The sequence below is a fragment of the Streptomyces sp. NPDC034085 genome (assembly GCF_055575555.1).
Genome location: NZ_JBVISL010000008.1, coordinates 152,455 through 165,588 on the forward strand (window position 1 = coordinate 152,455; position 13,134 = coordinate 165,588).

General features: G+C 71.5%; 12 protein-coding genes. 9 read left to right on the plus strand and 3 right to left on the minus strand.

Annotated features, from left to right (window positions below):
- Positions 1-23 precede the first annotated feature (23 nt).
- The 8 genes from ACZ501_RS25645 (at position 24) to ACZ501_RS25680 (ending at position 9,016) form a co-directional block, all read left to right on the plus strand.
- Positions 24-2,093, plus strand: coding sequence for a protein meaA (locus ACZ501_RS25645; RefSeq protein WP_361607602.1), 2,070 nt, complete (start codon positions 24-26; stop codon positions 2,091-2,093).
- Entirely contained in the window at positions 2,090-3,064 is a 975-nt protein-coding gene (locus ACZ501_RS25650) for an HpcH/HpaI aldolase/citrate lyase family protein (protein WP_468798384.1), read from the plus strand. The genes ACZ501_RS25645 and ACZ501_RS25650 overlap by 4 nt, the downstream gene beginning before the upstream one ends.
- 4 nt (positions 3,065-3,068) lie before the next feature.
- Positions 3,069-3,581 carry a MaoC family dehydratase gene (locus tag ACZ501_RS25655; RefSeq protein ID WP_007267475.1) on the plus strand — a complete coding sequence of 171 codons (513 nt, stop codon included), beginning with the start codon at positions 3,069-3,071 and terminating at the stop codon, positions 3,579-3,581.
- Between the two features lie 2 nt (positions 3,582-3,583).
- Positions 3,584-4,789, plus strand: coding sequence for an acyl-CoA dehydrogenase family protein (locus tag ACZ501_RS25660; protein ID WP_030868030.1), 1,206 nt, complete (start codon positions 3,584-3,586; stop codon positions 4,787-4,789).
- Positions 4,790-4,975: 186 nt separating this feature from the next.
- Positions 4,976-5,632, plus strand: a complete 657-nt coding sequence (locus tag ACZ501_RS25665) for a phosphatidylserine decarboxylase (protein WP_468798387.1) — start codon at positions 4,976-4,978, stop codon at positions 5,630-5,632.
- Positions 5,633-5,696: 64 nt separating this feature from the next.
- Entirely contained in the window at positions 5,697-6,479 is a 783-nt protein-coding gene (gene pssA / locus ACZ501_RS25670) for a CDP-diacylglycerol--serine O-phosphatidyltransferase (protein ID WP_468798697.1), read from the plus strand.
- Between the two features lie 507 nt (positions 6,480-6,986).
- Positions 6,987-8,480, plus strand: coding sequence for an AlkA N-terminal domain-containing protein (locus tag ACZ501_RS25675; RefSeq protein WP_468798389.1), 1,494 nt, complete (start codon positions 6,987-6,989; stop codon positions 8,478-8,480).
- Positions 8,481-8,485: 5 nt separating this feature from the next.
- Entirely contained in the window at positions 8,486-9,016 is a 531-nt protein-coding gene (locus ACZ501_RS25680) for a methylated-DNA--[protein]-cysteine S-methyltransferase (protein WP_468798700.1), read from the plus strand.
- Here ACZ501_RS25680 and ACZ501_RS25685 read toward each other — a convergent pair.
- From ACZ501_RS25685 to ACZ501_RS25695, 3 genes are all read right to left on the minus strand, one after another.
- Complete coding sequence (locus tag ACZ501_RS25685) at positions 9,009-9,437, minus strand: hypothetical protein (RefSeq protein WP_361602438.1); 429 nt, start codon at positions 9,435-9,437, stop codon at positions 9,009-9,011. The genes ACZ501_RS25680 and ACZ501_RS25685 overlap by 8 nt on opposite strands.
- A gap of 42 nt (positions 9,438-9,479) precedes the next feature.
- Positions 9,480-9,980: an NUDIX domain-containing protein gene (locus ACZ501_RS25690; protein WP_468798392.1), complete on the minus strand. Its 501-nt coding sequence runs from the start codon at positions 9,978-9,980 to the stop codon at positions 9,480-9,482.
- A gap of 100 nt (positions 9,981-10,080) precedes the next feature.
- Complete coding sequence (locus ACZ501_RS25695) at positions 10,081-11,799, minus strand: BCCT family transporter (protein WP_468798395.1); 1,719 nt, start codon at positions 11,797-11,799, stop codon at positions 10,081-10,083.
- A gap of 142 nt (positions 11,800-11,941) precedes the next feature.
- Between ACZ501_RS25695 and ACZ501_RS25700 the strand changes: the two genes are divergently transcribed.
- The gene (locus ACZ501_RS25700; RefSeq protein WP_361602447.1) at positions 11,942-13,090 is read left to right on the plus strand and encodes a glycerate kinase; all 1,149 of its coding nucleotides are present in this window, start codon (positions 11,942-11,944) and stop codon (positions 13,088-13,090) included.
- Positions 13,091-13,134: the final 44 nt, after the last annotated feature.

Here is a 13,134-nt window from a genome sequence, read left to right on the forward strand (position 1 = left end):
AAAGGCCATAAGGATCGCCTGAGATGACAGAGCGCCAGAAGGACCGTCCGTGGCTCATGCGGACGTACGCCGGCCACTCCACGGCCGAGGCGTCCAACGAGCTGTACCGCCGCAACCTCGCCAAGGGCCAGACCGGCCTGTCGGTGGCGTTCGACCTCCCGACGCAGACCGGCTACGACCCCGACCACGTCCTCGCCCGCGGCGAGGTGGGCCGGGTCGGGGTCCCGGTCTCCCATCTGGGCGACATGCGGCGGCTGTTCCAGGACATACCCCTGGAGCAGATGAACACCTCGATGACGATCAACGCCACGGCCATGTGGCTGCTGGCGCTCTACCAGGTGGCCGCCGAGGAGCAGGGCGCGGACATCGCCAAGCTCCAGGGCACCACCCAGAACGACATCGTCAAGGAGTACCTCTCGCGCGGGACGCACGTCTTCCCGCCCGGGCCCTCGCTCCGCCTGACGACGGACATGATCGCGTACACGGTCAACCACATCCCGAAGTGGAACCCGATCAACATCTGCAGCTACCACCTGCAGGAGGCGGGCGCCACTCCGGTCCAGGAGATCTCGTACGCGATGTCCACCGCGATCGCCGTCCTGGACTCGGTGCGCGACTCGGGCCAGGTGCCCGAGGAGCGCTTCGGCGAGGTGGTCGCCCGGATCTCCTTCTTCGTGAACGCGGGCGTCCGCTTCATCGAGGAGATGTGCAAGATGCGCGCCTTCGGCCGCATCTGGGAGAAGGTCACCAAGGAGCGCTACGGCATCGAGGACGCCAAGCAGCGCCGCTTCCGCTACGGCGTCCAGGTGAACTCGCTCGGCCTGACCGAGGCCCAGCCCGAGAACAACGTCCAGCGGATCGTGCTGGAGATGCTGGCGGTCACCCTCTCCAAGGACGCCCGGGCCCGCGCCGTGCAGCTGCCCGCCTGGAACGAGGCGCTGGGCCTGCCCCGGCCCTGGGACCAGCAGTGGTCGCTGCGCATCCAGCAGGTCCTGGCCCACGAGAGCGACCTGCTGGAGTACGAGGACATCTTCGCCGGGTCCCACGTCATCGAGGCCAAAGTCGACTCCCTGGTCGCCGACTGCCTGGCCGAGATCGACCGGATCCAGGAGATGGGCGGTGCGATGGCCGCCGTCGAGTCCGGGTACCTGAAGTCCCAGCTGGTCTCCTCGCACGCCGAGCGGCGCGCCCGGATCGAGGCCGGCGAGGACAAGATCGTCGGAGTGAACTGCTTCCAGCAGACCGAGGAGAACCCGCTCACCGCCGACCTCGACGGCGCCATCATGACCGTCGACCCCGCGGTGGAGGCGTTCACGGTCGAGCGCATCGTCCGCTGGCGGGCCGAGCGGCAGGAGTCCTCGGACCGGCAGGGGGGCGGCGACCCGTTCGTCTTCCCGACCGCCCGGCAGGCGCTGGACCGGCTGAAGGAGGCCGCCGCCGGCACCGAGAACCTGATGGAGGCCACCCTGGAGTGCGCCCGCGCGGGTGTCACCACCGGCGAGTGGGCGAGCGCCCTGCGCGAGGTGTTCGGCGAGTTCCGCGCCCCGACCGGGGTCTCCTCGGCCCCGGTCGCGGTCACCGCCGAGGAGGGCACGCCGCTGGCCCTGGTCCGCGAGAAGGTCGCGCGGACGGCGGACGAGCTGGGCTCCGGCCGGCTGCGCCTGCTGGTCGGCAAGCCCGGCCTGGACGGGCACTCCAACGGCGCCGAGCAGATCGCCGTGCGGGCCCGCGACGCCGGCTTCGAGGTGGTCTACCAGGGCATCCGGCTGACGCCCGAGGAGATTTCCTCGGCGGCCCTGGCCGAGGACGTGCACTGCGTGGGACTGTCCATCCTGTCCGGTTCGCACTGCGCCCTCGTCCCGGACGTCCTGGAACGCCTACGCACGGCGGGGGCGGGCGACATCCCCGTCATCGTCGGAGGCATCATTCCGAACGCCGACGCCGTCACGCTGAAGGCCGCCGGGGTGGCCGCCGTGTTCACCCCCAAGGACTTCGGCATCACGGAGATCATCGGCCGTATCGTCGACGAGATCCGCAAGGCCAACAAGCTCCACCCTCTCACCATCGCTGAAAGCACGGAGGTCCCCGCATGACCACGCCCTCTTCCCCGGTCAACCGGCTCCGGCCGCGCCGCTCCTGCCTCGCGGTGCCGGGCTCGAACCCGCGGTTCCTGGAGAAGGCCCAGGGCCTGCCGGCCGACCAGGTCTTCCTGGACCTGGAGGACGCCTGCGCCCCGCTCGCCAAGGAGGGCGCCCGCCACACCATCGTGGACGCGCTGAACAACGGCGACTGGACCGGCAAGACCCGCGTGGTCCGCGTCAACGACTGGACCACCCACTGGACCTACCGCGACGTCATCACCGTCGTCGAGGGCGCCGGCCAGAACCTCGACTGCATCATGCTCCCGAAGGTCCAGGACGCGCAGCAGGTCGTCGCGCTGGACCTGCTGCTGACCCAGATCGAGAAGACCATGGGCTTCGAGGTCGGAAAGATCGGCATCGAGGCGCAGATCGAGAACGCCAAGGGCCTGGTCAACGTCGACGAGATCGCCGCCGCCTCGCCGCGCCTGGAGACCATCATCTTCGGCCCGGCCGACTTCATGGCCTCGATCAACATGAAGTCCCTGGTCGTGGGCATGCAGCCGCCCGGCTACCCGGCGGACGCGTACCACTACATCCTGATGCGGATCCTGATGGCGGCCCGCACGCACAACCTCCAGGCGATCGACGGCCCCTTCCTCCAGATCCGCGACGTGGACGCCTACCGCGAGGTCGCCGGCCGCGCCGCGGCCCTCGGCTTCGACGGCAAGTGGGTGCTGCACCCCGGCCAGGTCGACGCGGCCAACGAGGTCTTCTCCCCCTCCCAGGAGGACTACGACCACGCCGAGCTGATCCTCGACGCCTACGACTGGTGCACCTCCGAGGCCGGCGGCAAGAAGGGCTCGGCCATGCTCGGCGACGAGATGATCGACGAGGCCAGCCGCAAGATGGCCCTGGTCATCGCCGGCAAGGGCCGCGCCGCCGGCATGCAGCGCACCACCAAGTTCGAGATCCCGGAGGCGTAGGGCCATGCAGTTCGGACGCACGTACGAAGAGTTCGAGGTCGGGGCGGTCTACAAGCACTGGCCCGGGAAGACGGTCACCGAGTACGACGACCACCTCTTCTGTCTGCTGACCATGAACCACCACCCGCTCCACATGGACAGCAACTACGCCGAGAACACGACCGACTTCGGCAAGAACGTGGTCGTGGGCAACTACGTCTACTCGCTGCTGCTCGGCATGTCGGTGCCGGACGTCTCCGGCAAGGCCATCGCCAACCTGGAGATCGAGTCCCTGCGCCACGTGGCGCCGACCTTCCACGGCGACACGATCTACGGCGAGACCACGGTCCTCGACAAGACCCCGTCGAAGTCCAAGGACGACCGCGGCATCGTCTACGTGGAGACCAAGGGCTACAAGCAGGACGGCACCCTCGTCTGCGTCTTCCGGCGCAAGGTGATGGTCCCGACCGAGACGTACATCAAGGCGCGCGGCGGCGAGCAGCCCGGCCGCCCGCAGCTGAAGGAACAGGGGAAGTAGCCATGGCACGACTCGCCCAGACCGCCGGGCTCACGGACGTCCAGCGGGAGATCCTCAAGACCGTCCGGGAGTTCGTCGACAAGGAGATCATCCCGGTCGCGACCGAGCTCGAACACCGTGACGAGTACCCGCAGCAGATCGTCGACGGCCTCAAGGAGCTCGGCCTCTTCGGCCTGATGATCCCCGAGGAGTACGGCGGCCTGGGTGAGTCGCTGCTCACCTACGCGCTGTGCGTCGAGGAGATAGCCCGCGGCTGGATGTCCGTCTCGGGCATCATCAACACGCACTTCATCGTGGCGTACATGCTCAAGCAGCACGGGACGCAGGAGCAGAAGGACCACTTCCTGCCCCGCATGGCGCTGGGCGAGGTGCGCGGCGCGTTCTCGATGTCCGAGCCGGGCCTGGGCTCCGATGTGTCGGCCATCACGTCGAAGGCGGTGAAGGACGGCGACGAGTACGTCCTGAACGGCCAGAAGATGTGGCTGACGAACGGCGGCTCCTCGACCCTGGTGGCCGTTCTGGTCCGCAGTGACGAAGGACACCCCGAGGGCACCGCGCCCCACAAGTCGATGACCACCTTCCTCGTCGAGAAGGAGCCGGGCTTCGGCGAGGTCCGTCCGGGCCTGACCATCCCGGGCAAGATCGACAAGATGGGCTACAAGGGTGTCGACACCACCGAGCTCATCATGGACGGACTGCGCATTCCGGCCAATCGGGTCCTCGGAGGCCAGACGGGCCGAGGGTTTTACCAAATGATGGACGGCGTCGAGGTGGGCCGCGTCAACGTGGCGGCGCGTGGTTGCGGCGTCGCGCAGCGTGCGTTCGAACTCGGTGTCTCGTATGCCCAGCAACGTCACACTTTCGGCAAGGCGATCGCCGAGCACCAGGCCATCCAGTTCAAGCTGGCCGAGATGGCTACCAAGGTCGAAGCCGCCCATGCCATGATGGTGAACGCAGCACGCAAAAAGGACTCCGGGGAACGAAACGACCTCGAAGCCGGGATGGCGAAGTACCTCGCCTCCGAATACTGCAAGGAGGTCGTCGAGGATGCCTTCCGCATCCACGGCGGCTACGGGTTCTCGAAGGAGTACGAGATCGAGCGCCTCTACCGGGAAGCGCCGATGCTTCTGATCGGTGAAGGTACGGCCGAGATCCAGAAAATGATCATCGGGCGACGCCTGCTCGAGGAGTACCGACTCCAGGGCTGAATGTCCCTTTTGCGGTGGATCATCCGATGATCCACCGCAAAAGAGTGACCAGCAGTGACTGGCCGACGGCCATCGACTCGGCTTCTGGCTTGCCCAGTTGTTGCGCGCAACCGATAGCATTCCAGTAAAGCCGCCGTCCCGTCCCCCCGTTTGCGGCGCGGCAATCACCCGCTACGAAGGTCATCCATGCCCCACAGCCAAACCTCTGCACACCGCGACAGCCTTTCCGGCGTACGCCTCGCGCGCGGAGCATCGCCGTGGCTTCTGCCGACCGTCGCCACCGCGGCGCTCAGCCTCACCCGGGCCCGCAAGTCCGGACGCTGGGCCGCGGCGGCCGTGCCCGTCACCGCTCTCGCGGCGGGCATGCTGTGGTTCTTCCGCGACCCCGAGCGCGAGATCGCCCAGGGCCGCGTCATCTCGCCGGCCGACGGCGTGGTGCAGAGCATCATGCCCTGGAAGGACGGGCGCACCCGCGTCGCGATCTTCATGAGCCCGCTGAACGTCCACGTCAACCGCGCGCCCCTCGCGGGCACGGTGACGTCCGTGGAGCACATCCCCGGCGGGTTCGTCCCGGCGTTCAACAAGGAGAGCGAGAACAACGAGCGCGTTGTCTGGCACTTCGACACCGAGCTCGGCGACATCGAGATGGTGCAGATCGCCGGCGCCGTCGCGCGCCGCATCGTCCCGTACCTGCCGGCCGGCACCAAGGTGGAGCAGGGCGAACGCATCGGTCTGATCCGCTTCGGCTCGCGCGTCGACATCTACCTCCCGGAGGGCGTCGAGGTCGCGGTCGCGGTCGGTCAGGCCACCACCGCGGGGGTGACCCGAATTGACCGTGACTGACCCCGAGACTCCTGCCACCGGCTGGGTGCCCGAGTCCGCCGAGGTGGAGTCCGCCGAGGACGACATGCCGCTCTCGCTGCGGCTGTCGATAGCGGACACCCTCACCCTCGGCAACGCGACCTGCGGATTCATGGCGGTGTACTTCACCACCACCGGGATCCTCATCCCGCACCTCACCGGCAGCGGCGAGTCGGGCATGGCCCGGCACAGCGCGGCGACCGCGGTGATACTGATGCTGCTCGCGGCGGTCTTCGACCTCTTCGACGGCATCGTCGCCCGCAAGCTGCGCAGCTCGCCGATGGGCGCGGAGCTGGACAACCTCTCCGACCTGATCAGCTTCGGGCTGGCGCCGGCGTACTTCGTGCTGGTCTACGGCATGGTCGCCGACGACGCGCACCAGAAGATGTCGGCGCTCGCGGCGATCGTGGTGCTGTTGGCGGTGGTGCTGCGGCTGGCGAGATTCAGCTGCGTGACCATGAAGGACGGCATGTTCCAGGGCATGCCGAGCCCCTTCGGCGCGCTGACGGTCGTCTCCGTCGTGCTGCTGGAGCTGCCGTTCGTCCCGACGCTGCTGGCGATCATCGGGGTGGCGTGGCTGATGGTGAGCCGGGTCGAGTACCCCAAGCCGAGGGGTGCCCTCGCGGCGGCGATGCTCAGCTGGATCGTCGGCGCGATGGGCCTGCTGGCGGCCTGGGCGTTCGACGCGCCGGGCGGCCAGCTGCTGCTCCAGACGGGCTGCGCGCTGCAGATCGCCCTGGCGGCGACCATCCCGCTGTTCGCGACGACCCGTCGCGCGAACACGTTCCGCCACAACCGGCGGGAGGCGCGGGCGGCGCAGCTGCCGTAACGCTGCCGCTCGGCCGTACTGCGCAAGGCCCCGGGTGCCATTGGCCCCCGGGGCCTTGCGGCTTTCCCCGCACCGCACGCCCGGCTGCGCCGGCCTCCGGCGTCCGGCCGGGGCGCGTGGCCCGGGCCGGTGGGGCGTGTGCGGGTGGCTGGCCGCTGCGCGGGGCTCGCCCCTCCCCGCCCTTCCACCGTTCCCAGGGGCTCCGCCCCTGCCCCCGAGACCGGGCGCTGCGCGCCCGGTGCGCTCAAACGCCGCGCAGGCTGGAATTGCCGCGCAACGGCAACATCCCAGCCCCGCCGGCGTTTGAGGCGCGGGGGGCTGGGGGCGGAGACCCCAGGAGGGGGCCGGGCGCAGCCCGGGGAACGGGCGAAGGGCGGGGAGGGGCGAGCCCCGCGCAGCGGGCCTGCGGGTGCGGCCGGGTCAGCCACCCCCGCAGCCCCCGGCAGGGCTAGGCTTGATGTCGGAAAACCGCCAGCCCCGGCTCGGCCTGGACGGGAAGCTGGAGCCATGCACACCGACACCGACCGCTGCGTCAGGGCCGTGCGGTCGAAGGACGCCCGGTTCGACGGGTGGTTCTTCACCGCGGTCCGTACGACCGGCATCTACTGCCGGCCCAGCTGCCCGGCCGTGCCGCCCAAGGTCGAGAACATGAGCTTCCTGCCCAGCGCCGCCGCCTGCCAGCAGGCCGGCTACCGGGCCTGCAAGCGGTGCCGGCCCGACACCTCCCCCGGCTCCCCCGAGTGGAACGCCCGCGCCGACGCCGTGGCACGGGCGATGCGGCTGATCCAGGACGGGGTCGTCGACCGGGAGGGGGTCCCGGGGCTGGCGCTGCGCCTCGGGTACTCGACCCGGCAGGTGGAGCGGCAGCTGGGCGCCGAGCTCGGCGCCGGGCCGCTCGCGCTGGCCCGGGCCCAGCGTGCCCAGACCGCCCGGCTGCTCATCGAGACCTCCGAGCTGCCGATGGGCGACGTCGCCTTCGCCGCCGGCTTCTCCTCCATCCGGACCTTCAACGAGACCGTCCGCGAGGTCTTCGCCCTCACCCCCGGCGAGATGCGGCTGCGCGCCGCGCGCGCCGGGCGGCGCGAGCCGCGGATCCCCGGCACGATCAGCCTGCGGCTGCCGTACCGGGCGCCGCTCGACCCGAGCAACCTCTTCGGGCACCTCGCCGCGACCGCGGTCCCCGGGGTCGAGGAGTGGCGTGACGGGGCCTACCGGCGGACGCTGAGGCTCCCGTACGGCTCCGGGGTGGTCGCCCTCACGCCCGGGCCCGGCCACATCGGCTGCCGGCTGGCGCTGACCGACCTGCGGGACCTGACCATCGCCATCAGCCGCTGCCGCTGGATGCTCGACCTCGACGCCGACCCCGAGGCCGTCGACGGCCAGCTGCGCTCCGATCCGCTGCTGGCCCCGCTCGTGGAGGGCGCTCCCGGGCGCCGGGTGCCGCGTACCGTCGACGCGGCGGAGTTCGCCGTACGGGCGGTGCTCGGGCAGCAGGTGTCCACCGCGGCCGCCCGGACGCACGCGGCCCGGCTGGTGGCCGCCCACGGGGAGCCCGTCGAGGACCCCCACGGCGGGCTGACCCACCTGTTCCCCTCCCCGCAGGCGCTGGCCGGCGTCGACCCGGGGACGCTGGCGATGCCGCGCAGCCGCCGCACCACCCTCACCACCCTCGTCACGGCGCTGGCCGACGGCTCGCTGCCGCTCGGCATCGACAGCGACTGGGAGGCGGCCCGCGCCGCGCTGTCCGCGCTGCCCGGGTTCGGGCCGTGGACCACCGAGGTCATCGCGATGCGGGCGCTGGGCGACCCGGACGCCTTCCTCCCGTCCGACCTGGGGGTCCGCAAGGCGGCGCAGAGGCTGGGGCTGCTGCCCCACACGCCCGCCGCCCTGACCGCCCGGGCGGGCGGCTGGCGGCCCTGGCGCGCGTACGCGGTCCAGTACCTGTGGGCCACCGAGGACCACCCGATCAACCACCTGCCCCAGCAAGGAGCACAGTCGTGACCAGCATGACCACCGTGACCGCCGTGACCGGCACGACCGGCAAGCAGCACACCGTCGTCGAGAGCCCCTACGGGCCGCTGACCCTGGTCGCCACCGACGGGGTGCTGAGCGGGCTGTACATGACGGGCCAGCGCCACCGGCCGGCGGAGGAGTCCTTCGGCGAGCGGGTGGCGGACACCGAGGAGCCCTTCCCGGAGGTGCGGCGGCAGCTGGCCGCGTACTTCGCCGGCGAGCTGACCCGGTTCACCGTCCCGGTCCGGCTGGCGGGCACCGCGTTCCAGCGCAGCGTCTGGGAGCAGCTCGTACGGATCCCGTACGGGCAGACGTGGTCGTACGGGCGGCTCGCCGCGGAGCTGGGCAAGCCGAACGCCTCGCGCGCGGTCGGCCTGGCCAACGGGAAGAACCCGGTCGGCATCATCGTGCCCTGCCACCGGGTGATCGGCGCCTCGGGCTCGATGACCGGCTACGGCGGCGGCATCGAGCGCAAGGTGCGGCTGCTGGAGTTCGAGGGCCGGGCGGCCGGCCGGCTCAGATGACGGCGAGCGGGACGAGCAGCGCGAAGCCGGCGCCGGCTTCGACGGCGTAGGCGTAGAGGGAGGGGTGCTGGACGGGAGCGGCGAGCAGCACCACGCTGTTCTGGGTGGCGGCCGCCTTGATCCAGTCGTCGTCGGCGCCGAGCCGGCCCTGGTACCAGCCCTCGCAGGCGCCGGGGCCGGTGACGGCGAGGACGTCGTCCTCGCGGCGGTAGAAGGCCTGCCAGCCCTCGGCGGGGGCGGACCAGCCCTCGAAGTCCTCGAAGGGGGACCAGCCGCCCTCGCGTATCGCGGTGTCGAACAGCCAGATCGGCATCCCCTCTTCGGAGACCTCGCCGCCCGACTGCTCGTCGGTGGTGAAGTGGACCATGGGGAGGGCGTCGGGCCCGTCGGCCGTGCTCGGCCAGGCGTACATCGTGATCATCTGCTGATTCTGTCCTGGTCGGTGGGGTCCACGTGTGCGGGGTCAGGCGGGGGTGGGGCGCCGGCCGTTCTCCAGTTCCACGGCCGCCTCGCCCGACTCCAGCGCACGGTACGCCTCCTGCGTGCGCAGGCCGAGCGATCCGTGGAGGTGGGCGGTGAGTTCGGCGGGCTCGACCAGCTTCCAGGACAGCAGCTCGTCCTCCTGGAGGGTGATGGAGGCGAGCTGTCCGGCGTCGAGCACGCCGCCGTCGTAGAGGTAGGCGACCAGCGGCGGGCGGCCGGGGCCCAGGCTCCAGTCGACGGCGAGGAGCCGGCCGAGCGGGACGTCGATGCCGATCTCCTCGGCGCTCTCGCGCCGGGCGGCCGTGCGGGGTGACTCGCCGCGGTCCGATTCGACGGTGCCGCCCGGCAGGGCCCAGCCCTCGCGGTAGTTGGGCTCGACGAGCAGGACGCGGCCCTGGTCGTCACGGTAGAGGGCGGCCGCGCCGACCAGCACCCGGGGCAGGCTCGCGATGTAGGTGGCGTAGTCATCCGTGGTGGTCACGCGGCCACCCTACCCAGCGGCCCGGGCGGCCGTCCCGGGCGGGCCCGCGCGGTCACACCCGGGGGTGGCCGGCGTCCTCGCGGTGCCTCCGCCCGCGCGGTCACGCCCGGGTGTCGCCGCCGTCCTCGCGGTCCCTGCCCCGGGATCCGGCGACGCGGCGCAGCCGGGGGTGGCGGCCCTGGCCCTGCTCGGTGATGGCGTCGCCGACCATGGCCTTCACGGCGTCGCGCAGCCCGTGGAAGGCGGGGTGGCGGGCCGGCCCCGCGCCGGGGTCCGCGCGCAGTTCCCGCAGCAGCGCCCAGCACAGCAGCAGCATGACGATCACGAAGGGCAGCGCGACCAGGATGGTGGCGGTCTGCAGGGACTTCAGGCCGCCCGCGACGAGCAGGACGGCGGCGACCGCGGCCATCAGGACGCCCCAGGTGACGACGAGCCAGGTGGGCGGGTGCAGCGAGCCCCGGCTGGTGAGGGAGCCCATGACCAGGGAGGCCGAGTCGGCGCTGGTGACGAAGTACGTCATGACCAGGGCCATGGCCACCCAGGAGGTGAGGGTGCCGAGCGGGAGCGCGTCGAGCAGGGCGAAGAGGGAGGCCTCCGCGCCCTCCTTGACCGTGGCGGCGAGGTCGGCGGCGCCGGTGGAGTCGAGGCGGATGGCGGTTCCGCCCATGACGCAGAACCAGATGACAGTGGCTCCGCTGGGGACGAGCAGCACGCCGACGAGGAACTCGCGGATGGTGCGGCCGCGGGAGATGCGGGCGATGAAGGTGCCGACGAAGGGGGCCCAGGAGAGCCACCAGGCCCAGTAGAAGATCGTCCACGCGCCGAGCCAGGCGCTGTCGGTGAAGGCGCCGGTGCGGGAGGCCATGGGCAGCAGTTCGTGCAGGTAGCTGCCGACGCCGGCCGGGATCACGTCGAGGACGTAGACGGTCGGGCCGAGGACGAAGACGAAGAGCATCAGGGCGGCGGCGAGCACGAGGTTGATGGTGCTGAGCCATTTCACGCCCTTGTGCAGGCCGGAGAAGGCGGACAGCACGAAGGCGGCCGAGAGGGAGGCGATGATGACCAGTTCGACACCGGTCGAGTCGGCGATGCCCGTGGTGATGCTGAGGCCCTTGGAGACCTGGAGGGCGCCGAGGCCGAGGCTGGTCGCGGTGCCGAAGACGGTGGCGAAGACGGCGAGCAGGTCGACGGCCCTGCCGGGCCACCCGTTCGCCCGGTCCTCCCCCATGAGCGGGACGAAGGCGGAGCTGAGGCGGTTGCCGCGGCCCTTGCGGAAGGTCGCGTAGGCGAGGGCGAGGCCCGCGATGCCGTAGATGGCCCAGGGGGTGAGGGTCCAGTGGAAGAAGGAGTAGTCCAGGGCGGCGCGGGCGGCGGCCCCGGTGCCGGGGGCGGCACCGCTGGCGGGCGGCGGGTTCAGGTAGTGGGTGAGCGGCTCGCCCACCCCGTAGAACATCAGGCCGATGCCCATGCCCGCGCTGAACATCATCGCGATCCAGGCGAGGGTGGTGAACTCGGGTTCGCTGTCGTCGGCGCCGAGCCGGATCCGGCCGAAGCGGCTGATCGCGAGGGCGACGCACAGGACGAGGAAGACGTCGGCGGCGATCACGAACAGCCACGCGAAGTTGTCCAGCACCCAGGCCAGGGCGGCACCGGAGGCGGTGTCGAAGGAGTCCCCGCCCAGGGCCGCCCAGGCGACGACGGCGAGCACGGCGAGGACACCGAGGGTGACGACGGCGCGGTCGGGAGTGTCGTCCGCGGGACCGCCGGGCTCCGCTCCGGGGGCATCCGGACGTACGTGTTCCAGTGATTCCGCGCTCATGCGGCCACACTATGCAGGCATATTTCCCTTTTATCCGCATGGCGCGCCGCATGTGGCCCAGGCCACTCGTGGGCATAGGAGGATCCTCCGGATAAGCTCGGGGTGGCGCGACTGCACTGTTCGATAGCAAGGGATTAGCAAGGTGACGGACGGAGCAGTAACTGAGACCGCGCGCGTGCTCATCGCCGCGGACAAATTCAAGGGCTCGCTCACGGCCGTTCAGGTCGCGGAGCGGGTGACGGCAGGCCTTCGCAAGGCCGTGCCCGGCGTGGAGATCGAGACCCTCCCCGTCGCGGACGGCGGCGACGGTACGGTCGCGGCCGCCGTGGCGGCCGGGTTCGAGCGCCGGGAGGTACGGGTCACCGGGCCCCTCGGCGACCAGGTCACGGCCGCTTTCGCGCTGCGCGACGGCACGGCCGTGGTCGAGATGGCGGAGGCCTCCGGCCTCCAGCTGCTGCCCGCGGGCACCTTCGCGCCGCTGACGGCGACGACGTACGGCTCGGGCGAGCTGCTGAAGGCCGCGCTGGACGCGGGCGCGCGCTCGATCGTCTTCGGTGTCGGCGGCAGTGCCACCACCGACGGCGGCGCGGGCATGCTGGCCGCGCTGGGCGCGGTGTTCCTGGACGCGGACGGTGAACCGGTGGGCCCGGGCGGTGGCGCCCTGGCGTCCCTGGCGTCGGCCGACCTGTCCGGCATCGACCCCCGCTTCGCGGAGGTGGACTTCGTCCTGGCCAGCGACGTGGACAACCCGCTGACCGGCCCGAAGGGCTGCGCGGCGGTCTACGGCCCGCAGAAGGGCGCCTCGCCCGAGGACGTGAAGGCGCTCGACTCCGCCCTGGCGCACTTCGCGGTGGTGCTGGAGAAGTCGATCGGCGCGAAGGCCGCCGAGTGCGCGGTGCTGCCCGGTGCGGGCGGCGCGGGCGGCATCGGCTACGGGGCGCTGCTGCTCGGCGCGACGTTCCGGCCCGGCATCGAGCTGATGCTGGAGGTGCTGGGCTTCGCCCCCGCGCTGGAGCGGGCCACGCTGGTCATCACCGGTGAGGGCTCCCTGGACGAGCAGACCCTGCACGGCAAGGCCCCGGCCGGCGTGGCCGCGGCGGCGCGCGCCGCGGGCAAGCCGGTGGTGGCGGTCTGCGGCCGGCTGCTGCTGGGCCAGGAGGCCCTGGAGGCGGCGGGCATCCGCAAGGCGTACCCGCTGACGGACCTGGAGCCGGACCCGGCGAAGTCCATCCCGAACGCCGGCCCCCTGCTGGAGCGGGTCGCGGAGAACATCGCCGCCGACGTGCTCTGAGTCCGCACGGACCCCGTACGGCCGAGGCCCGGCACCCCCGCGAC

What these genes read in the sequence shown, in the direction of transcription:
- ACZ501_RS25645 (WP_361607602.1), top strand. Translation starts at nt 24, where the DNA reads ATGACAGAGCGCCAGAAGGACCGTCCGTGGCTCATGCGGACGTACGCC.
- ACZ501_RS25650 (WP_468798384.1), top strand. Translation starts at nt 2,090, where the DNA reads ATGACCACGCCCTCTTCCCCGGTCAACCGGCTCCGGCCGCGCCGCTCC.
- ACZ501_RS25655 (WP_007267475.1), top strand. Translation starts at nt 3,069, where the DNA reads ATGCAGTTCGGACGCACGTACGAAGAGTTCGAGGTCGGGGCGGTCTAC.
- ACZ501_RS25660 (WP_030868030.1), top strand. Translation starts at nt 3,584, where the DNA reads ATGGCACGACTCGCCCAGACCGCCGGGCTCACGGACGTCCAGCGGGAG.
- ACZ501_RS25665 (WP_468798387.1), top strand. Translation starts at nt 4,976, where the DNA reads ATGCCCCACAGCCAAACCTCTGCACACCGCGACAGCCTTTCCGGCGTA.
- pssA (WP_468798697.1), top strand. Translation starts at nt 5,697, where the DNA reads ATGCCGCTCTCGCTGCGGCTGTCGATAGCGGACACCCTCACCCTCGGC.
- ACZ501_RS25675 (WP_468798389.1), top strand. Translation starts at nt 6,987, where the DNA reads ATGCACACCGACACCGACCGCTGCGTCAGGGCCGTGCGGTCGAAGGAC.
- ACZ501_RS25680 (WP_468798700.1), top strand. Translation starts at nt 8,486, where the DNA reads ATGACCACCGTGACCGCCGTGACCGGCACGACCGGCAAGCAGCACACC.
- ACZ501_RS25685 (WP_361602438.1), bottom strand. Translation starts at nt 9,437, where the DNA reads ATGATCACGATGTACGCCTGGCCGAGCACGGCCGACGGGCCCGACGCC.
- ACZ501_RS25695 (WP_468798395.1), bottom strand. Translation starts at nt 11,799, where the DNA reads ATGAGCGCGGAATCACTGGAACACGTACGTCCGGATGCCCCCGGAGCG.